The organism is Streptomyces sp. NPDC005878 (assembly GCF_040629815.1).
Classification (GTDB): domain Bacteria; phylum Actinomycetota; class Actinomycetes; order Streptomycetales; family Streptomycetaceae; genus Streptomyces.
In genome coordinates this window covers 141,154-161,338 of record NZ_JBEXWK010000016.1, presented here as the reverse complement: position 1 = coordinate 161,338, position 20,185 = coordinate 141,154, and the positions used below count along the sequence as shown (strand labels likewise).

The 20,185-nt window shown below is 72.3% G+C and carries 13 protein-coding genes; 5 read left to right on the top strand and 8 right to left on the bottom strand.

Translation table 11 applies throughout. The features are described from left to right. The first annotated feature begins 309 nt into the window (after positions 1 to 309). Together ABZ404_RS23405 and ABZ404_RS23400 are read left to right on the top strand one after the other, a co-directional pair. Positions 310 to 4,899: a HAMP domain-containing protein gene (locus ABZ404_RS23405; protein ID WP_358835790.1), complete on the top strand. Its 4,590-nt coding sequence runs from the start codon at positions 310 to 312 to the stop codon at positions 4,897 to 4,899. Between the two features lie 76 nt (positions 4,900 to 4,975). Then, a complete protein-coding gene (locus ABZ404_RS23400; protein WP_358990822.1) occupies positions 4,976 to 7,555 on the top strand; it encodes a SpoIIE family protein phosphatase in 2,580 nt (859 codons plus the stop codon). A 53-nt stretch (positions 7,556 to 7,608) separates the two neighbouring features. Here ABZ404_RS23400 and ABZ404_RS23395 read toward each other — a convergent pair whose 3' ends face one another. Beyond that, on the bottom strand, positions 7,609 to 8,280 hold the full coding sequence (locus ABZ404_RS23395) for a class I SAM-dependent methyltransferase (RefSeq protein ID WP_358835792.1): 672 nt from the start codon (positions 8,278 to 8,280) through the stop codon (positions 7,609 to 7,611). A gap of 215 nt (positions 8,281 to 8,495) precedes the next feature. On the opposite strand from ABZ404_RS23395, the gene ABZ404_RS23390 reads away from it, so the two are divergent. The 3 genes from ABZ404_RS23390 to ABZ404_RS23380 all read left to right on the top strand — a co-directional run bounded on the left by ABZ404_RS23390 (position 8,496) and on the right by ABZ404_RS23380 (position 11,013). Further along, positions 8,496 to 9,167 carry a HEAT repeat domain-containing protein gene (locus ABZ404_RS23390; RefSeq protein WP_358835793.1) on the top strand — a complete coding sequence of 224 codons (672 nt, stop codon included), beginning with the start codon at positions 8,496 to 8,498 and terminating at the stop codon, positions 9,165 to 9,167. A 3-nt stretch (positions 9,168 to 9,170) separates the two neighbouring features. Further along, positions 9,171 to 10,175, top strand: coding sequence for a MerR family transcriptional regulator (locus tag ABZ404_RS23385; protein WP_358835794.1), 1,005 nt, complete (start codon positions 9,171 to 9,173; stop codon positions 10,173 to 10,175). A gap of 196 nt (positions 10,176 to 10,371) precedes the next feature. Further along, the gene (locus ABZ404_RS23380; RefSeq protein WP_358990819.1) at positions 10,372 to 11,013 is read left to right on the top strand and encodes a hypothetical protein; all 642 of its coding nucleotides are present in this window, start codon (positions 10,372 to 10,374) and stop codon (positions 11,011 to 11,013) included. A gap of 75 nt (positions 11,014 to 11,088) precedes the next feature. Here ABZ404_RS23380 and ABZ404_RS23375 read toward each other — a convergent pair whose 3' ends face one another. The 7 genes from ABZ404_RS23375 to ABZ404_RS23345 form a co-directional block, all read right to left on the bottom strand. Then, on the bottom strand, positions 11,089 to 12,264 hold the full coding sequence (locus tag ABZ404_RS23375; RefSeq protein ID WP_358990816.1) for an aromatic acid exporter family protein: 1,176 nt from the start codon (positions 12,262 to 12,264) through the stop codon (positions 11,089 to 11,091). Positions 12,265 to 12,434: 170 nt separating this feature from the next. Beyond that, positions 12,435 to 13,322, bottom strand: coding sequence for an SDR family oxidoreductase (locus ABZ404_RS23370; RefSeq protein ID WP_358990813.1), 888 nt, complete (start codon positions 13,320 to 13,322; stop codon positions 12,435 to 12,437). A 318-nt stretch (positions 13,323 to 13,640) separates the two neighbouring features. Further along, the gene (locus ABZ404_RS23365) at positions 13,641 to 15,866 is read right to left on the bottom strand and encodes a catalase (protein WP_358837645.1); all 2,226 of its coding nucleotides are present in this window, start codon (positions 15,864 to 15,866) and stop codon (positions 13,641 to 13,643) included. Positions 15,867 to 16,097: 231 nt separating this feature from the next. Continuing rightward, the gene (locus tag ABZ404_RS23360; protein WP_358990810.1) at positions 16,098 to 16,913 is read right to left on the bottom strand and encodes a galactosyltransferase-related protein; all 816 of its coding nucleotides are present in this window, start codon (positions 16,911 to 16,913) and stop codon (positions 16,098 to 16,100) included. Continuing rightward, a complete protein-coding gene (locus ABZ404_RS23355) occupies positions 16,898 to 17,917 on the bottom strand; it encodes a glycosyltransferase (protein WP_358990807.1) in 1,020 nt (339 codons plus the stop codon). The genes ABZ404_RS23360 and ABZ404_RS23355 overlap by 16 nt, the downstream gene beginning before the upstream one ends. Continuing rightward, positions 17,914 to 18,984: a glycosyltransferase gene (locus tag ABZ404_RS23350; protein ID WP_358837725.1), complete on the bottom strand. Its 1,071-nt coding sequence runs from the start codon at positions 18,982 to 18,984 to the stop codon at positions 17,914 to 17,916. The genes ABZ404_RS23355 and ABZ404_RS23350 overlap by 4 nt, the downstream gene beginning before the upstream one ends. Beyond that, positions 18,981 to 20,072 carry a glycosyltransferase family 1 protein gene (locus tag ABZ404_RS23345; protein WP_358837726.1) on the bottom strand — a complete coding sequence of 364 codons (1,092 nt, stop codon included), beginning with the start codon at positions 20,070 to 20,072 and terminating at the stop codon, positions 18,981 to 18,983. Before ABZ404_RS23345 ends, ABZ404_RS23350 begins: the two co-directional genes overlap by 4 nt. Positions 20,073 to 20,185: the final 113 nt, after the last annotated feature.

Sequence of the window (20,185 nt, the reverse complement as noted above, 5' to 3'; positions counted from 1 at the left end):
ACGACATAGGCGGGCATTTCACCCTCCCAAGCGGCCCTCGACAGCAAAGTGTGGTCCAGGTCACGGGAGTGGCGTGATTCGAGTCCCGGGAAAGGGGCAAACGGGGCTGGTCACAAACGCGCCCCGCCGCTTTCATCACCGGTCACAAGAACCTCTTGGATCACCTTCCCACTTATGGGCGGCGGGTATCGTTGTACACAGTTTCCTCACGGAAACAGTCGGGGGTTCGCCGGTGTGTGAAGGTTCAGCGCCGGTACGGCTCTACGGCACCCCACCATGTCGTACCGCCAGCGTTGGAACGAGGTTGTCATGCCTGAGACGTCGGTTGAGACGTCACGCCCGGTGACCCGGGCCAAGTCGCCGCGTGCCGCCGCGAAGGTCGGCGAGCCGGAGCTGCGTCAGCTCCTCGCCGGTCTCACAGCCGTACGCGACGGCGACTTCGGCACCCGGCTGCCGGACGGCGCGGACGGCCTGCTGGGCGAGATCGCCACCGTCTTCAACGGCATGGTCGACCAGCTCTCCCTGTTCACCTCGGAGGTGACCCGGGTGGCCCGCGAGGTGGGCACCGAGGGCACGCTGGGCGGACAGGCCGACGTGCCGGGGGTCTCCGGCACCTGGGCGGACCTGACCGACTCGGTCAACGCCATGGCGGGCAACCTCACCACGCAGGTCCGCGACATCGCCCAGGTGGCGACGGCGGTGGCGCGCGGCGACCTCTCGCAGAAGATCGACGTGGACGCGCGCGGGGAGATCCTGGAGCTGAAGGACACCGTCAACACAATGGTGGACCAGCTCTCCTCGTTCGCCGCGGAGGTCACCCGCGTCGCGCGCGAAGTGGGCAGTGAGGGACAGCTCGGCGGCCAGGCCCAGGTGCCCGGAGTCGGCGGGGTGTGGCGCGATCTGACCGATTCGGTCAACTTCATGGCCGGCAACCTGACCGACCAGGTCCGCAACATCGCGCAGGTGACGACCGCGGTCGCCCAGGGCGACCTCTCCCAGAAGATCACCGTGAACGCGCGCGGGGAGATCCTGGAGCTGAAGAACACCATCAACACGATGGTCGACCAACTCTCCGCGTTCGCCGACGAAGTCACCCGCGTCGCCCGCGAGGTCGGCACCGAGGGCAGTCTGGGCGGACAGGCCGACGTCAAGGGGGTCAAGGGCACCTGGCGGGACCTGACCGACTCGGTGAACTTCATGGCCGGCAACCTGACGGCCCAGGTGCGTTCCATCGCCCAGGTGGCCACCGCCGTGGCCAAGGGCGATCTGTCGCAGAAGATCGGTGTGGACGCGCGCGGAGAGATCCTGGAGCTGAAGAACACCATCAACACGATGGTCGACCAGCTCTCCGCGTTCGCCGACGAAGTCACCCGGGTCGCCCGCGAGGTCGGCACCGAGGGACGGCTCGGCGGCCAGGCGGACGTCAAGGGGGTCTCCGGTACCTGGAAGGACCTCACCGAGTCCGTCAACGTCATGGCGGACAACATCACCGCCCAGGTCCGCTCCATCGCCGAGGTCACCACCGCGGTCGCGCAGGGCGACCTCTCCCAGAAGATCCGGGTGGACGCCCGGGGCGAGATCCTGGAGCTGAAGGACACCATCAACACGATGGTCGACCAGCTCTCCGCGTTCGCCGACGAAGTCACCCGCGTCGCCCGCGAGGTCGGCACGGAGGGCAACCTCGGCGGACAGGCGACGGTGCGGGGTGTCTCCGGTACCTGGAAGGACCTCACCGACAACGTCAACGTCATGGCGTCGAACCTGACGGGCCAGGTCCGCTCGATCGCCCAGGTGGCCACCGCCGTCGCGCGCGGCGACCTCTCCCAGAAGATCACCGTCGAGGCCAAGGGCGAGGTCGCGGCGCTGGCCGGCGTGATCAACACGATGGTGGACACCCTCTCCGCGTTCGCCGACGAGGTCACCCGGGTGGCCCGCGAGGTCGGCACCGAGGGACGGCTCGGCGGCCAGGCGCGGGTGCCCAACGTCGCCGGCACCTGGAAGGACCTCACCGACAACGTCAACTCGATGGCGAACAACCTCACCGGGCAGGTCCGCAACATCGCCCAGGTGACGACCGCGGTCGCCAACGGCGATCTGACGAAGAAGATCGACGTCGACGCCCGGGGCGAGATCCTGGAGCTCAAGACGACCATCAACACCATGGTCGACCAGCTCTCCTCGTTCGCCGCCGAGGTCACCCGCGTCGCCCGCGAAGTGGGCAGCGAGGGGCGGCTCGGCGGGCAGGCCGAGGTCGAGGGCCTCTCCGGCACCTGGAAGCGGCTGACGGAGAACGTCAACGAGCTGGCCGGGAACCTGACCCGGCAGGTCCGCGCGATCGCCGAGGTCGCCAGCGCCGTCGCCGAGGGCGACCTGACCCGCTCGATCACGGTGGAGGCCTCCGGCGAGGTCGCCGAACTCAAGGACAACATCAACGCCATGGTCGGCTCGCTGCGCGAGACGACCCGGACCAACGAGGAGCAGGACTGGCTCAAGTCGAGCCTGGCCCACATCTCCGGACTCATGCAGGGCCACCGGGACCTCGCCGTGGTGGCCGAGCTGGTCATGGACGAGCTCACTCCGCTGGTGTCGGCGCAGTACGGCGCCTTCTACCTCGCCGAAGAGACGCCGGACGGCACCCAGTTGACGCTCGTCGGCTCCTACGGCCGGCCCGTCGGCCTCACCGGTCACGACCGGTTCAAGCCCGGCGAGTCGCTGGTGGGACAGGCGGCGCGCAGCCGCCGCGTCATCGCCGCCGAGGGCGTCCCCGCCGAGTACATCGGGATCTCCAGCGGCCTGGGCACGGCGACGCCCGGCGGTCTGATCATCCTGCCCATCGTGGTGGAGGAGCAGGTGCTCGGCGTGATCGAGCTGGCCGCCTTCACCCCGTTCACGGACATCCACCGCGACTTCCTCGACCGGCTCATGGAGACGCTCGGCGCGAACGTCAACACCATCCTCGCCAACGCGCGCACCGACGAGCTGCTGGACGAGTCCCAGCGTCTGGCCGCGGAGTTGCAGGCCCGCTCGGAGGAGCTCCAGGTCCAGCAGGAGGAGCTTCAGCGCTCCAACGCGGAACTGGAGGACAAGGCGCAGCTCCTCGCCTCCCAGAACCGTGACATCGAGGCGAAGAACCTGGAGATCGAGCAGGCGCGCCAGGAGCTGGAGGACCGCGCCCAGCAGCTCTCGCTCGCCTCGAAGTACAAGTCGGAGTTCCTGGCCAACATGAGCCACGAGCTGCGCACCCCGCTCAACAGCCTGCTGATCCTGGCCCAGCTGCTCGCGCAGAACCACACCCGTAACCTCACCCCGAAGCAGGTCGAGTACGCGGGCATCATCCACTCGGCGGGTTCGGACCTGCTCCAGCTGATCAACGACATCCTGGACCTGTCGAAGGTCGAGGCGGGCAAGATGGACATCAACCCCGAGCGGGTCCCGATGCGCCCCCTGCTGAACGACATCGAGGCGACGTTCCGTCCGATGACCACGCAGAAGAGCCTCGGCTTCACCATCACCACCGCTCCGGGCGTGCCGGCCGAGCTGTTCACGGACGACTCGCGGCTGCGGCAGGTGCTGCGCAACCTGATCTCCAACGCGGTCAAGTTCACCGAGTACGGCAGTGTCGAGCTGTCCATCGAGGTGGCCCAGGACGCGGAGATCCCGCCGGCGGTGGACCAGGGCTGCCCGGTGATGGCCTTCCGGGTCAAGGACACCGGTATCGGCATCGCGGCCCAGCATCTGGAGGCGATCTTCGGCGCGTTCCAGCAGGCCGACGGCACGACCAGCCGCAAGCACGGCGGCACGGGCCTGGGGCTGTCCATCAGCCGGGAGATGGCCCATCTGCTCGGCGGTGCCATCACCGCGCAGAGCACGCCCGAGCTGGGCAGCACGTTCACGCTGTACCTGCCGGTCTCGTCCAGCGACCTGCTCGCCCAGGTGACCGGAAGTGACGCGCTGGCCGCCGCCGAGGACGCGGTGAGGGGTCTGTCCTCGGCCGAGCAGCGGCAGTTGCCCCCGGCCGCGGCGGATGTGCCCGACCGCCGTCCCCGGCGGCTGCTGGTGATCGAGGACCGTCAGCGCGGCCTGCTGTCCCTGGTCGCCGAGAGCGCGGTCGCCAACCTGGAGAACAGCCCGGAGCTGCCGGGTGAGCACAGCCACGAGGTCATCACCGTGGTCGGCGCGCAGGAAGCGGCCGCGGCGCTGGCCGCCGACCCCTTCCACTGTGTCGTCCTCGACGTCGACATGGCGAACAGCGAGGCGTGGACGTTCCTCGACGCCATGGACGGCGACGCCGCCCTGCGTCAGGTGCCCGTCCTGGCCCACAACAGCCAGCGGCTGAACGCGGAGCAGGAGCACGCGCTCCAGGCCCGGGCCTCCGAGCGCCCGCTGGAGGTCCTCTCCAGCCTGGACGAACTGCGCGAACGCATCGTGCTGCATCTCTCCGCCGAGCAGCCCGGCGATGTCATCGCGCTGGTCAGAGGTGACAAGCCACGCCATCAGGAGGTCGACGGCGTCGACGAGTCCCTCAGGGGCCGTACCGTCCTCGTCGTCGACGACGACGCCCGCAACCTCTACGCCATCAGCGGCATCCTGGAGCTGCACGGCATCCGCGTCCTGCACGCGGAGGACGGGCGCAAGGGAATCGACACGCTCTGCGCCCATCCCGAGATCGACCTGATCCTGATGGACGTGATGATGCCCGAGATGGACGGCTACGCCGCGACCGCCGAGATCCGGCAGATGCCCGAGTACGTGGACCTGCCGATCATCACCGTCACCGCCAAGGCGATGCCCGGTGACCGCGACAAGAGCCTCGCCTCCGGCGCCAGCCACTACATCACCAAGCCCGTGGACGCCAACGACCTCCTGGCGTGCATCCGGCACTGGCTGGGTGAGAAGTGACGCCCGCACCGGCCCGCCGGGCCGCTCCCGGCCGTCTCCGTCCGTCCGTCGTTGACACCAAGGAGTCCCTCGCGCCATGAGTGTCAGCGAGCAGACCGGGGGCCACGCCGAACCCCACAGCGGTGAGGACGTGTCCCCCGGCTCCGATACGCCGCAGCCGACTGCCGCTTCCACCACGGTGGCGGTGCCGACGCAGAAGGGCGCCGCGTCCGCGGGCGGTCCGCAGCCGTCGACGGCGGTCACCGAGAGCACGCCGAGGCGCCCGCACACACCCGCCCCGGCCGTGGGCCAGGACGGCGGCGAGGCCGTGGGCCGGCTGGCCGCCACCGTGGAGCGGCTGCGGGCCGAGGTGCAGGCCGCGCGGGCCGCCGTCGAGGGCCGCGCCCTGGTGGAACTCGCCAAGGGCGTCATGATCGAGCGGCTGCACTGCGGACCCGCCCAGGCCGCCCGGCAACTCGCCGAACTGGCCGAACAGGCGGGCATGTCCGAGCTGGAACTGGCCGCCGACATCATCAACGAGGCCGCCCGCGACCAGGTCGCCCAGATCGCCGCCGACTTCGTACGGCGCACGGCCTCGGACACCGACGCGGACACCGACGCGGACAGCGCCACCTCGGTCGCGGTACGGCTGCGGACCGCGGAGAGCGCGGCCCTGGCCGCCGACGACACCCAGGCGGTCGCGGAATCGCTGCTGCAACACGCGCTGGCCCCGCTGGAGGCGGTCGCCGTGGCCGTGTGGACCGCGGGCCGCGACGGCTCCCTGGCCCTCAGCGGCCACGCCGGGTTCAGCAGGGAGGAAGCCGAACGGTGGCGCTACGTACCGCCCGGCGTGGCGACCGTGGCGCGCCAGGCCCTGTCGAGCCGTACCACCGTGCACCTCGAATCCGTCGCGTCCATGCCGTCGATCGGCCAGCCGAGCTGCCCCGAGGGCGGCCGGGTCGCCATCTGCGCCGGTACCGGCGGCCGCATCCACGGCGTGCTGGAGATCTGCTGGCCCCGGCCCCTGCAACTGCCGCTCCCCCAGGCGGTCGAGCGGCAGTTGGAGGCGCTGGCCGAGCTGTGCGCCCACACCCTGGAGAGCCTGCCCACGCCGTCGCCGTCGGTGCCCCGCTCCGGCGGGCACGACCCGGCCGCGGCCGAACTGGTCGACCTGTCCGACGGGCTGCACGACGCGGCCCTCGTCCTCACACCGCACCTGAACACCGACGGCACCCTGGCCGACTTCCGCATCCACCACGCCAACGTCCACTTCAAGGACCCGGCCGGCCGGCCGCGCAGCGCCCTCAACGGCGGACTGCTGCTGGAGACCTACCCCATGGCCATCGGGGGCAGCGACCTCTACAACCACATGGAGCGGGTCTACGCCACCGGTGAGCCCCTGCGCGTCCAGCGCATAGCGCTCACCACGCTCGTCGACCAGGTGCCGTTGCAGGTCGTCGCCGACATCAGTGTCACCCGGCACGGCAGCAGCCTGCTGGTGATCTGGCGCATCGAGGACGAGACCGCCCGTCTGGCCAGTCTGCTCCAGCACGCCCAGCGGCTCGGCCGCATCGGCGGCTTCGAGGAGGACCTCGCCACCGGCGAGATCACCTGGAACAGCCAGCTGTACGCCCTGCACGGACGGCCCCTCACGCAGGGCCCCGTCCCCCTCAAGGACCTCGCCGCGCACGCTCACGCCGACGACGCCATCGCCATCGGCCGCTTCCTGCGCACCGTGCTGTTCCACCAGCGCTCCTCCACCGTCGCCTTCCGGCTCCAGCGCGCGGACGGAGTCACCCGGCACATCCGCATCGTCGCCGAACCCGTCCTGGACAGCGAGGGGCACCTTCTCCGTATCCGGGGTGCCTATCAGGACATCTCCGCCCAGCACTGGACCGAGGTCGCCCTCGCGGCCACCCGCGACCAACTCGCCCAGACCGCGCAGGAGTCCGCCGAACGCAACCGGCTGGCGCTGCAACTCCAGCACGCCATCATGCCGCCGGCCCACGGCCCGCTCCAGGTCTCGGGGCTCCAGGTCGCGGTGCGCTACCGGCCCGCCGAGTCCGAGGCGCTCGTCGGCGGCGACTGGTACGACGCCGTCGTCCTGCCCTCCGAGCACATCCTGCTGTGCGTCGGCGACGTCGCGGGCCACGGCATCGACGCGGCCACCGGCATGGTGGTCCTGCGCAACGCCCTGCGCGGTCTGGCCATGACGGGGGCCAGTCCGGGCCAGCTCCTGTCCTGGCTCAACAACGTCGCCCACCATCTGACCGACCAGGTCACCGCCACCGCGGTCTGCGCCCTGTACGACCCCTCCACCCGTACGCTGCGCTGGGCCCGGGCCGGCCACCTCCCCCCGGTCCTCGTCCGCACGGACCGGGCGAGCGCCCTGCCGCTCACCGGGGGCCTCCTGCTGGGAGCGCTGCCGGAGGCCGATTATGAAGAGGACGAGGTGCAACTGGAGCCGGGCGACACCCTGCTGATGTACACCGACGGCCTCGTCGAGCGGCGCGACACCGCCATGCAGGAATCCCTCACCCAGCTGCTGACCAACGCCCAGACCCCGGTCGACGGCCTCAGCCAGCGCCTGGACCGGCTGCTGACCTACAGCAAGTCGGACACCGACGACGACACCTGCCTCATCGGCATCGAGGTCCTTGAGGAGCCGTCGGCCTGACCACCGCGCCCGTGTGGCCCTTCCCCGGAAGGGCCACACGGGGCCACGGCCCCTCAGCCGGGCCGCTTGGCCATGACGACCACGCCCGGCCCGGTGTGCTCGTCCGCCGGGAGCCGGAGCTCGGCGACCGTACGCAGCCCGGCCTCCTCGATCAGCTCCACGAGCGGTTCCGGCCGCCACTTGTGCGTCGTCCAGCGCACCGGCACACCCCCGTACGCCTCCGTGCGCTCCACGTCCTCGTCGCCGACGTGGGTCGCGGTGATGAAGTGGCCGCCCGGCTTCAGCGCGCGGGCGAACTGGGCGAGTACCTGCGGAAGGACGTCCCGGGGGAGGTTGAACAGCGACCACCAGCCGAGCACCCCACCCAAGGACGCCTCGCCCAGGTCGAGTTCGGTGGCCGAGGCGACACCGAAGCGGCACTCGGGGTGGAGGCGGCGCGCGTTCTCGATCATGCGGGGAGAGAGGTCCACGCCCGACACGTCCAGGCCGCGCTCGGCGAGGTAGGCGGTCACCGTTCCGGGCCCGCAGCCGACGTCGAGGACGGGCCCGAGCCCGCCCACCGCGGCCGCGAAGACGTCGATGGACGCCCTGAGCCAGGGATGTCCGGTCCTGATGTCGCCGATCCCCGTCGTCAGCACCATGTGGGCGTAGTTGTCGGCCACGCGGTCATAGGACTCACGGACCTCGTCGAGATCGGCGGGGCGGTCGATACGGTGTGCGCGCATCCGCCAACCATATGGCGGTGCGCGGATGTTGGAAGCGGCAGCGGCGGTGAGGGGAGCGCCGGGCCCGGTACCCGGTTCTCGGGGTACCTCCTCCGCGTCGCCCACCCCGCCCGCGAGGACACGTCCGCTCGGCCGTGACACCACCGCGCCCCTCCCCCTCTGGTTGACCTTGACACGGTGACAAGCCCTTCACTGTCTGCCGAGGAGGTGGTCCCATGACGATCACGCACCAGGACACCGATGTGGTCCGAGCACTCCAGGCGCTGGCGGACGCCCGCTCGTCCGTACGGCTGCGGGCCGCTCTGGCGGTGGGGACGGCACCCGACCCGCGCTTCGTCGACGCACTCGTCGAACGCTGCGCGAGCGAGCCGGAGTTCTTCGTCCGCGACATGCTGACGTGGGCGCTCACCCGCCACCCGGTGTCCCTGACCCTGCCCGCACTGCTGCGGGCGGTCCGCTCGGAGCGGTCGCAGGCCCGCAGCCAGGCGCTGCACACCCTGTCCAAGATCGGAGACCGGCGGGCCTGGCCCGCGGTCACCCGGGCACTGCTGTGCGACGCGGACGAGGAGGTGGCGCGGGCCGCGTGGCGGGCCGGGGTCGTTCTCGTACCGGAGGGCGAGGAGTCCGCGCTGGCCGAGGTGTTGGTTTCGCAGCTCGGGCGCGGTGACCGCGAGACGCAGCTGAGTCTCAGCCGGGCACTGGTCGCGCTGGACGAGGTGATCGTGTCGGCTCTGCGAGCGGCGATGACGGGGCCCGACCCGCGGGTATGTGCTCACGCGCTCGCCACAGAGCGGCTGTTGCGCGACCCGGACGCCGGATTCGGGTTCGCCATCGAGGAGGCGAAACGCGTGGTGGTCCTCGGCGGGGACCGTCAGGAGGGAAGATGAGACGTGTTGATCGGTGAGGTGGCGCGACGGTCCGGGGTCAGTGCCCGCATGCTCAGGCACTACGAGTCGCTCGGGCTGGTGCGCCCTTCGGGGCGTACCGGCTCGGGGTACCGGGAGTACTCCGGCGCGGACATCCGGCGGATCTTCCAGATCGAGAGCCTGCGGTCGCTGGGGCTGTCGCTGCGGGACATCGGGCGCGCGCTCGACGACCCCGGCTCCACGCCCTCGGCGCTCGTCGGGGACCTCATCCAGCAGACACGTACCCGTATCGCGGCCGAGACGGAGCTGCTCACGCGGCTGTCCCGGATCGAGGCCGCGGAACCCGACGGCTGGGAGGACGTCCTCCAGGTCGTCGCGCTCCTCCAAGCCCTGGGGTCGAAGAGCGCCGGCGCCCGCCAGCGCGCGGCCCTCTCCTCGGCCGACGACGTGGCGGTGCCGGTCGAGGCCCTGGTCGACGCGGTACTGGGCGAGACGGATCCGTATGTCGCCGGGGCCCTGCGCTGGGCGCTGGCGCGAGCGGGCGGCGGCGCACCGGACCTGCTGGTGAAGGGCCTCGCCTCGCCGGTGGCGGCCGTACGGGAACGTGCCGTCCGGTCCCTCGCCGAGCTGCCCGGGAGCGAGGCGATGGACCAGCTGCGGGCGGCGCTGACGCACTCCGACCCCGCGGTCCGCGGGTGCGCGGCTCTGGCACTCGGGGCGAACGGAGTGGCCGACGCGGTTCCGGTGCTCGTCGACATGATCGTGGAGGGCAGGAACGACACCGACGCCGCCGACGCCCTGAGCGTGCTGGCGAGCGACACCGCGAGGGCGGACCGGATCGCGGCCCTGCTCGTCGGCTGTCTGGCCCTCGACCTCACGCACCAGCCGGCCCGTGGGCGGCTGACCCAGGCGCTGGCGGGCATCCCCGGGACGACGGCGTCACGCGCCCTCGCGGAGTTGTCGGATGACGAGGACCGTGCCGTCGCGCTGACCGCGACGTATCTGCTGCGGCTGCGCGACGCGGGATGACCGGGCCGTGCAGGTGCGGAAGCGGCGGTGGTGACGGGCTGTGCCGTTACCCCAGTCGGGCTACTGCCGCCAGAACGCGACTTCTTGGGGGCATGGCACGTATGACACACCGGAGAAGCGAAGAACGCCGCAGAGGTGTTGAGTGGCAATGAAAGGCTCCAACTGGGGCATTACGGTACTTGAAAGGTGTTCCACCGTGCATCTGCTTCCCCGTCACCGTCGTCCGCTGTGGCCGCTCGCCCTCCTCGCCGCAGCCGGGGTGATCGCCGCGGCGCCGACCGCCGCCGCCACCACGCACGCGCCCACCACCCCCACCACCGCGACCGCCGAAGACCCCAACCCCACGCCCCCGGTGACGCCGCTACCGCCGGCCGCGCCCGTGACCCCGCCGAACGGCACACAGCAGCCGGCGAAGCCGAGCGCCCCCACGGAGAACATGCCCGCCAAGCCGGCGACTCCCGTGGAGAACGTCCCGGCGAAGCCGGCGTCCCCCGTGGAGGTGCCCGCCAAGCCGGCGTCCCCCATGGAGAACATGCCCGCCAAGCCGGCGGCGCCCCTGGAGAACATGCCGGCCAAGCCGGCCGCGCACGACCCCGCGGCCCAGACGCCGCACACGCCCAACACCCCGGCGGCCCCCGGCACGCAGGAGACGCCCAAGCAGACCGGTGCCATGGAGAACACGCCGGCCAAGCCGGCCGCTCCGGCGAACCCCGCGGGGGTTCAGCACCCCGCCGCCCCGGCGGCCCCCGTCAGTGAGCTGCCGGGCCTGACGGTGCCGCTCGGTACGACATCGCAGCTGCCCGCCGCAGAGCTGCCCGCCGCTGCGCCGCACGCCTGACCAGGCGTGTAGCAGAGGACAGGAGACCCCAGCGGGACCGTCCCCGCTGGGGCCCGCCTCCCGCGCTCCCCCGCCCTACGCCCCGCCCGCGTCGGTGCCCGCCCGGTCCGCCTCGTCGTCCGGGTCCCCTCCCGCGATCGTCGACAGGTCAGCGAGCAGCCGGATGGTGTCCGCGGTGACGGCCGCGAGGACGTCCTGCCGAGCGTCGCCGCGCTCGCGGAACAGGGAGGTCAGCTCGTTCTGCGCCGCGTACGCGCCGCGCAGCGCCTCGCGCCGGTCGCGGTCCCGGTCGCGTTCACCGGGCTCGCCGTCGCCGTCCCCCGCCTCGCGGGCCGGGCGGTGCTCAGCCGTGTCGTCGAGCACGCACACGTCCCCGGCCGCACGCAGCAGCCGGGCCACGATGCCGGGCGCCGGGTCCGGCAGGACAGGGCCGTCGGGCCGGCCGCCCGTCGCCTCGGCCAGCGTCCGGGTGATCGCCTCGACATGGCTGGTGATGCGGTCCCAGACGAAGTCCCACTCGGCGGCCGGCGGGACCGGTGCCGAGCGGCGCAGCTTGCGGCCCGGGTTGAAGCGGTAGCTCTCGTCCGACCAGCGGCGGGCCGTGCGCAGATCGGTGACGTGGTCGGTGAGCCGCCTCGCCCGGTCGTGCCAGGCCTGCGCGTCCTCCCGGGAGAAGCCGCCGTCACCGAGCCCGTCCGCGACCGTACCGAGCAGCGCCGCGCTCTCCTCGGGCAGACGGGCACGGAGGTGGCCCACGCTGCGGGAGTGCACCGGAGGCAGCACGAGCGCGTTGACCGTGAGCCCGATGACCGCGCCCAGCAGGGTCTCCAGGAAGCGGTGCAGGATCTCGAAGCCCGAGTACGTTCCGTAGACCAGGACGAACAGGGCGGCGGTCGGTGCGTTGAGGCCCTGGGTGCCGAACCGGGCGTACGAGCCGAAGAGCATGGTCAGCGGCAGCACGACGAGCATGGCCAGCATGGTGTCGCCCATCAGCAGACCGGCGCCGGCCGCCAGCAGCGTGCCCACCACGACGACCACGAACTGTTGCAGCGCGGTCTTGAGCGAGCGGTAGACGGTGCTCTGCACCAGCAGGAGCGCCGTCCAGGGTGCCAGCAGCGCCATCGGCGCCTTCCACCACCAGCCCGCCAGCGCCCAGGCGATGAGCGCGGCCGCGGCCGCCTTCAGGGCCTGGACGGCGGTGTCCCGCTCGGGCCCCGGCCCGCCGAGCGCTCGTCGCGCCGACCGGAACACCGACGCGCACTCCCAGGTTGCCCACTGCCTCCACTGAAGGGAGGCCCGGCGCAGATCTTTCAACGTTCCATCCCGTGCTCGCACTCCGCCGCTCAGGCGCTCTCCGCGGCCGACGGCGACGGCAGGATCCCGCCCGTCCCGTCCGCCGTGTCCCGTCCCCGCGACCGCCGCTACGGAAGCGGCGAACCGCCGGTGGCGTTCAGGATCTCGGCCGTGATGAAACTGGCGTGCTCGGAGGCGAGGAACACGTACGCCGGTGCCATCTCGGCGGGTTGCGCGGGCCGCCCCAGCGGAGCCTGCTTGCCGAACTCGGCGGTGTCGGGCAGCGTCGCCGGGATGAGCGGCGTCCACACCGGCCCCGGGGCGACGGCGTTGACCCGGATGCCGCGTTCGGCCAGCATCTGCGCCAGGCCCTTGGTGAAGGTGACGATCGCGCCCTTGGTCATGGCGTAGTCGAGGAGGTGCGGGCTGGGCTGATAGGCCTGGACCGAGGTGGTGTTGATGACGGATCCGCCCGCCGGGATGTGCGGCACGGCCATCTTCGTCAGCCAGAACATGCCGTACAGGTTGGTGCGCAGGACGCGGTCGAACTGCTCGGTGGTGATGGCTTCGATGCCGTCGGACTGCGCCATCTGGTACGCCGCGTTGTTGACCAGCACGTCGATGCGCCCGAACTCCGAGACGGCCCGGTCGATCAGGTCCCGGCACTGCCGCTCCTCACGGATGTCGCAGGCGACGGCCACGGCCCGGCGTCCGGCCTCCTCCACCAGACGCACGGTCTCGCGGGCGTCCTCCTCCTCTTCGGGAAGGTGGGTGAAGAGCACGTCGGCGCCCTCGCGGGCGTAGGCGAGGGCGACGGCCCGCCCGATGCCGGAGTCACCGCCGGTCAGGACCGCCTTGCGGTCGGCCAGCAGGCCACTGCCCCGGTACGACTGCTCACCGTGGTCCGGCGGCGGGTCCATCGGGCCGGTCCAGCCGGGGTGCTGCTGCTCCTGCTGGGGCAGGTCGGGCCGCGGGTGCTTGTCGGTCGGGTCCTGCGGGCGGGTCGGGTCGGTCATGGAGGGCGCCTTTCGTCAGAGGGGCGGCTCGCGGACGAACGCCTCGGGGTCGTCCCGGCGCGGCGCGCGGCGCCGGCGTCGTGCACGACCCGTGGGCTCGCCCGGTCCGCCCCGGGGTGGTCATGGCTGGAATACGCATCAGGTACCCCGATGAGCGCATGTATGCCTGTGCGTACCGCCTGGGGATGGGACGAGTCGTATGCGGGGAGGTGGGGTACGCGCGCGGGCGTGGGCCCGCCGCGCCGTACGGGCGGGCGGGCGGACGCGGCGGGCGCCCGCGCCGGTCGTCCGGTTGTGCGGGCACCCGCCGCGGTGTGCTCAGACGGCGGCCGGGAACCTGTCCCAGGCGCGGTGCTCGGCCAGTGCCTCGACGATCTTCTGCACGGCGGCCGGGCCGCTGTCGCTCACCACGACCCCGGGTTCGTCCGCGCCGATGCCGGAGGCCTCGAACAACCCGCGGGCGTCGTTCCAGCCACCGACCGCCTTGCCGTGCCGGTACGCCTCGGTGAGCAGCAACAGCACACGCGGGTCGGGCCCCTGGGGTGCGGGAGAGCCGGCCTTGGCGTCCCGTGCGCCGTAGGCGTCGGCGCCCGGCCGGGGCGTTCCGGCGAACAGGAGCGCGTCGTACTCGACGGACCGGGCGGTGGCGAAGGTGCGCTGGACGGCGACCGGCTCGCCCCCGCCGTCCAGGACGCCGCCGGTCGGTGCGATGACCAGGGGGACCATGCCGGCGTCCAGCACGGCCTGCCGCGCACCGCGTACGCCGTCGAGGTGGGCGGTGTCGTCGGCGACGATGCCGACCACGCGTCCGTCCGGCGGCCAGGTGTTTCCCAGCTGGGACAGGGCGGGGCTCGGGGTGGCGTCGGCGAGGGGCACGGTGGCCTCGGGCGCCGGCAGACCGAGGCCCTCGGCGACCTTCTCGCACAACTGCGTGTCGATGTTCGCCAGCACCCGCAAGGCGCGTTCCTTGACGGCCTGTTCGAAGCATTTGTTCAGTTCGAAGGTGTAGGCGGCGATGATGTGCTCGCGCTCCGGGGCGCTCATGCTGAGCCAGAAGAGCCGGGGCTGGGTGAAGTGGTCCGCGAAGGAGGCGGGTGCCTCGCGGACCTTGCTCGCCTCCGGGATGCGGACCGGGGTCTCGACGTACGCGCCCGCGTCGGCGCCCGCGAGGAAGGGGCAGCCGCCGTCCAGGCTGTTGGGCCGGTAGGGGGCGACGCCGGTGTGCACGGCGGTCTGGTGCATGCCGTCCCGGAGCATGTCGTTGACGGGGACGTGCGGCCGGTTGATCGGGATCTGCGCGAAGTTCGGACCGCCGAGCCGGCTGATCTGGGTGTCGAGGTAGGAGAAGAGCCGGCCGGCCAGCAGCGGGTCGTCGGTGACGTCGATCCCCGGCACCAGGTGGCCGGGGTGGAAGGCGACCTGCTCGGTCTCGGCGAAGAAGTTCTTCGTGTTGGCGTTCAGCGTCATCAGGCCGATGGGCTGGACCGGGGCGATCTCCTCGGGAACGATCTTGGTGGGGTCCAGCAGGTCGATTCCCTCGAACGTCTGGTCGGGGGTGTCGGGGAAGACCTGGATGCCGAGCTCCCACTGCGGGAAGGCGCCCGCCTCGATGGCGTCGAAGAGGTCGCGGCGGTGGAAGTCCGGGTCCATCCCGTTGATGAGCTGCGCCTCCTCCCAGACCAGGGAGTGCACACCCAGCTTGGGCTTCCAGTGGAACTTCACGAGCACGCTCTTCCCGCCGGTGTCGAACAGGCGGAACGTGTGGACCCCGAAGCCCTCCATCATGCGGTAGGAGCGCGGGATGCCTCGGTCGGACATGTTCCACAGGGTGTGGTGGGTGGCCTCGGTGTGCAGGGACACGAAGTCCCAGAACGTGTCGTGGGCGCTCTGGGCCTGCGGGATCTCGCGGTCGGGGTGGGGTTTGGCGGCGTGGACGATGTCCGGGAACTTGATCGCGTCCTGGATGAAGAACACCGGGATGTTGTTGCCGACGAGGTCGAAGGTGCCCTCGTCGGTGTAGAACTTCGTGGCGAACCCCCGGGTGTCCCGCACGGTGTCGGCCGAGCCGCGGGACCCGAGGACGGTGGAGAAGCGGACGAACACCGGCGTCTCCACGTCCTTGGCCAGGAAGGCCGCCCGGCACACCTCGGTGGCGGTGCCGTAGCCCTGGAAGACTCCGTGCGCGGCGGCCCCGCGCGCGTGCACCACCCGCTCCGGAATGCGTTCGTGGTCGAAGTGGGTGATCTTCTCCCGCAGATGGTGGTCCTGGATGAGGACCGGGCCCCGTGCCCCGGCCTTCAGGGAGTGGTCGCTGTCGTACAGGCGCGTCCCCTGGGCCGTCGTGAGGTACGCGCCGCTCTGCGCCGTGCGCGCCGGGTCGGCGCCCGTGGCCTGACCGGTCGGGCTCACGGTCTCCGGCCCCTGCTGGTCGGCCTTCGGGGGCAGCGGCTCGGCGGGCCTGGTCGGCTCGGCGACGGGCGGCGACACGGGTCCCGGCCTGCCCGGCAGGCCGTCGGAGTCGGGGGTGGGGTGCTCGGTCGTCATGCTCTCTCCCAAGGACGGTCTTCAGGACACCTCAGCCATGACCGCTGGACGGCGGACCGCAAACGGGCTACCGGCGGTTGTCACCCACATCCGCCGGAGGTCCATGGCATCTGCCCGGTTCTCGGGCCCGGACCGCCCGGCCGCGCACCTCGGCGGTGTCCGGTGCCGCCGGTTCCGCACAGGGCATGCGTATCCCCCGCGCCCGGCATCCGGCGCCGGGCCAAAGCCCCTTCACCGCTTGTGCCACGCGTCGGCGCCGGGGTCGTACACGGCGAGGCCCAGCGCCTCGAAGGCCCGCAGCCAGCCCAGCATGGGCCAGTTCCCCCAACGCCGTTTGTAGAGCGCCCCGTTCCGCAGGATGTCGTCGAGGTGCTGGACCGGTGGATCGTGGGTGGGGTGGTGCTGGTGGTACGCGGGAGCGCCGCCCACCCACCACAGGTCCACCCCGCACCCCGCCGCCGTGGCGGCGAAGTCGGTGTCCTCGCCCCCGTAACCGCTGTAGGACTCGCAGAAGCCCCCGACGCGGTTCCATGTACGGGCGGTGAGGGCGAACGACAGCGACCAGAACAGCCGCGGGTCTCCCCCGCGCAGGATCTCCCCCTCGGCGGGGGTTGGGCGCGCCGGGTGCGGCGGGGCCAGGCCCGCGAGCGCGGCCAGGTCGTAGCCCTCGGGCGGTGGCGGCGGCAGATAGGCGACCGTGCCGCACAGCAGGGCGCCGTCCTCGGCGGCACCGGTGTAGCGCTCCAGGAGGGTGGGGCCGGGTACGCAGTCCACGTCGAGGAAGACCAGCAGCTCCGCGCCGCCTTCCAGGGCGCGCGCCGCCCCGGCGTTGCGGGCGGCGGCCAGGGGCAGGCGCCCGTCGGCGAGCGGCAGGGTGATCACGTCCGCCGCGGGCGCGCGTCCGGCGGTCAGGGGCGCGATCCGGGGATCGGCCATGGAGACGATCACATACCGGTCCGGGGCGCGGGTGCCCCGGGCGAGCCCGTCCTGCTGGAGGAGCAGATGGGTGTGGCGGCCGGCGGCGAGGGTGATCACCGCGGTACGCACGCGGTCCGCCTTCCCGGGCGGGCGGCCAGCTCGGTGAGCAGGCGTCCGGCCCTCTCGGCGCCGTCGCCGGGGCTCCAGTGGGCCCAGCGCTCGGGGCGGGCGACCGCCTCCGCGAGCAGGGCGGGCCACTCCCCGGCGCTCGGCCAGGTCTCCCGCACGCTCGCCAGATTCGCCGCTCGCAGGGCTCGGGCGGTGGCGTGCTGTTCCCCGTGCGGGCGGTCCTGCGGGATGACGACGGTCGGCACGCGCGCCGCGGCGCACTCCGCGACGGCGTTCTGCCCGGCGTGGGTGACGACGACGCTCGCGCGGCACAGCACCGGCCAGGGGTCCTCGGTCCAGGCCGCGCCGGCGCCGCCGAGGACGGTCCAGGACCAGCCGGGGGTGGCCCGGGCCGCGTCGCGCAGGTCCGCGGGGGTGACGTCGGCGCCGCCCGCGCCGAGCATCACGACGACCTCGCCGTGGGCCCGTGGCCGGTCGCCGTCGGCCGCCGGGCGGGGCCGGCGGTCGTAGCGGGAGATGCTTCCAGTGTGCACGGTCTTGGCGTACCAGTGCGCCGGCCAGCCCGGTTCGGGCAGGGTGTGGGGCCAGGGCGCGAGGAGGGCGTCCGCGAGGTCGTAGCCCAGGCGGTGGGCCTCGTCGCGGCGGTCGCCGCGCATGGCCGCGACGACGACGGGGACGCCCATGAGCCGCGCCAGGGTGGCGGCCTCCACCGACACGTCGCTGACGAACAGCGCGGGGTGCTCCGCCCTGATCCACTCGGCGATGCGCCCCATGCGTTCGCGATGCCCGCGGTGGTGCAGCGGTACCCAGTGCAGACGTCCTCGGGCGGTGTGGTCGACGGGGTCCTCGGCGGTGTCCGGCGGCAGGGGGACCCACGGTCCGCGCCACTCGGCGGGTCGGGGCAGCGAGGACAGGAGGGTGACCGGCTCCGCCACCTGGGCGGCGACGCACTGTGCGCGGTGGAGGTGGCCGCGGCCCTGGTGGTGGACGTAGTAGCCGATCACCGCGTCACCTCCTGGTACAGGGCGGTGTAGGCGTCGGCGGTGTGCTCCAGGGAGCAGAACCGCTCGGCCCGGGCGCGGGCGGCACGCCGGTCGAGCCGCATCGCCCGGGGGATGAGCTCCGCCAGCGCCTCGACGTCTCCCGGAGGTGCCAGCAGCCCGCACTCCGGGGTGAGGATCTCCGCAAGGGCGCCGCGGTCGAAGCCGCAGACGGGTGTGGAGCAGGCCAGTGCCTCGGCGACCACCAGACCGTACGGTTCGTCCCAGCCGGGTGTCACCAGGGCGGCGGCCGACGTGCCGAGCAGTTCGACGAGCTCCTTGCGGTCGAGGTGGCCGACGTACTCGGCGACGCCCTCGTCGAGCAGCGGCGCCACCTCCTCCTCGAAGTACCGCTCGTCCGAGACGGGCCCCGCCAGCTTCAGGGGCACCCCGGCCGCGCGGGCGGCCCGGATGGCCAGGTGGGGTCCCTTCTCCGGCACCATGCGTCCGGACCAGGCCAGTTCGGTCCCGCCCGGGCCGGGCGTCCAGAAGTCGGTGTCGATGCCGTTGCGTACGACCAGCGCCTCGGGCACCATCGGCCGCCAGGCGCTGGCCGTGGACCGGCTGACGGCCGTGAAGACGACGGGGCACACGTCGTGGGTCTGGATGGCAGATTCCAGCCAGGGGGTGGGCGGGGTGTGCAGGGTGGTGATCACCGGCACCCGCAGGGCCGACGCCATCGCGACCGGCAGGTAGTGCAGGCTGTTGTTGTGCACCACGTCGAAACGGTGCTCGCCGTCCCGCGCCAGATCGAGCATCAGCCCCAGGTAGGCGTGGTGCTCCTCCATCCAGGTGGTGCTCGGCATGCTGGCGTCCGAGCGGGCCGCGGAGCTCAGCACCGCCCCGCGCACGGGCAGTTCGCGTGCTCCGAGCGCGGGGTCCGAGCCGGGCGCGGCGAACAGTTCCACCCGGTGCCCGCGCCGGGTCAGGGCGTGCGCCAGGCCCCAGGTGTGTGCTTCGAGGCCCCCGGCGAACGGCTCCTTGATGGGAAAGCGCGCCGACGCGATGAGGGCCACCCGCAACGTGCTCATCGCAGCAGATGCGCGTAGAGAGCCCGGTGGGCGGCGGCCAGTTCGGTGCGCTCGCGTGTGCGGTGGTGCTCGGTCGCCCGGGGCGCCGGCCTCTCCTCGTACGCCCGCAGCACCGCCTTGCGCAGCGACTCCTCGTCCAGGCCGCCCTCCTGGGTGTGCCCGTACGTCAGGCAGGGGCGCTGCTCCGCGTAGAACCCGCAGTCCGGGGCGGCGACCGCGGTGCCCAGGTCGTGGCACGCCTCCAGCCACCCCGAGTGCGTACCGAACAGATAGGGCAGCACGGACAGGTCGAGCGACGCGAGGTAGTCCCAGAGCTCATCGTCGTCGAAGTAGTCGTGGATGGCGAGCGTGAGACGGTTCCCGCGCTCCAGCTCCCTGAGTTCGTCCATCAGTTGTGGTGCGTGGGCGCGGGCGGCCGGGTCCGCGACTTCCCGGTGGATGTTCACCTGGAGCTCCGCGTCCGCCAGCTCGGCCACGGTGTCGGCGAGTACGCGGACGACGGGCAGGACGGCCATGTTCGGCCGCAGGCTCTTGGCGTGCACTCCCACGCGGAACCGGTCGCGGGGCGGTCTGGGGCGGTTCAGCCGCGGCAGTTCCACCACATGGGGGTGCGGCAGCACGGTCGCCGTCCGGTCCCAGCGGTCGCTGATGGTCCTGGCCGCGCCCGGGGTGAGCGTGATGAGCCGGTCGGCGGCCGGAACGATCACGTTCAGGGCGGCGTCATGGGTCGCGGGGTCGAGCTGATGAGGGTTGCGCAGGTCGTGCACCGTGTAGACGAGGGGTTTCCCGTGCCGCCGGAGCGCGTCCACGAGGGCGGACAACTGGGCGGGGCTCTGGGCGTCGAACCCGAAGTGCAGATGGAAGACGTCGAAGTCCTTGTGGTGGGCACTCACCCAGTCCGGGTCGAGCATGACCGGCGGCCACCAGCGCTGCGAGGTGCTGGGCGCGCCGTTGGGCCGGGGGTCCGTCAGCCGCCTGACACCGTCGCCCTCGGGCGCGGAACAGTGCCGTACGTACACATGGCCCGCGGGCACGGATGCGACCCGGATCTCGCCGGGGGGCCGGGCGGAAGAAGCTCGGACGGGCACGGTGACACTCCTCTGGTGCGGAGCAGGCGGCGCCTGCTCCCCTGTCCAGTCTGTTGAGCGTCACCGGATACCGCATGTGGGCGGAGGGCCGGGTGGGAGGGGGCGGGGACGCC

What these genes read in the sequence shown, in the direction of transcription:
- ABZ404_RS23390 (WP_358835793.1), top strand. Translation starts at nt 8,496, where the DNA reads ATGACGATCACGCACCAGGACACCGATGTGGTCCGAGCACTCCAGGCG.
- ABZ404_RS23395 (WP_358835792.1), bottom strand. Translation starts at nt 8,280, where the DNA reads ATGCGCGCACACCGTATCGACCGCCCCGCCGATCTCGACGAGGTCCGT.
- ABZ404_RS23405 (WP_358835790.1), top strand. Translation starts at nt 310, where the DNA reads ATGCCTGAGACGTCGGTTGAGACGTCACGCCCGGTGACCCGGGCCAAG.
- ABZ404_RS23400 (WP_358990822.1), top strand. Translation starts at nt 4,976, where the DNA reads ATGAGTGTCAGCGAGCAGACCGGGGGCCACGCCGAACCCCACAGCGGT.
- ABZ404_RS23370 (WP_358990813.1), bottom strand. Translation starts at nt 13,322, where the DNA reads ATGACCGACCCGACCCGCCCGCAGGACCCGACCGACAAGCACCCGCGG.
- ABZ404_RS23350 (WP_358837725.1), bottom strand. Translation starts at nt 18,984, where the DNA reads ATGAGCACGTTGCGGGTGGCCCTCATCGCGTCGGCGCGCTTTCCCATC.
- ABZ404_RS23365 (WP_358837645.1), bottom strand. Translation starts at nt 15,866, where the DNA reads ATGACGACCGAGCACCCCACCCCCGACTCCGACGGCCTGCCGGGCAGG.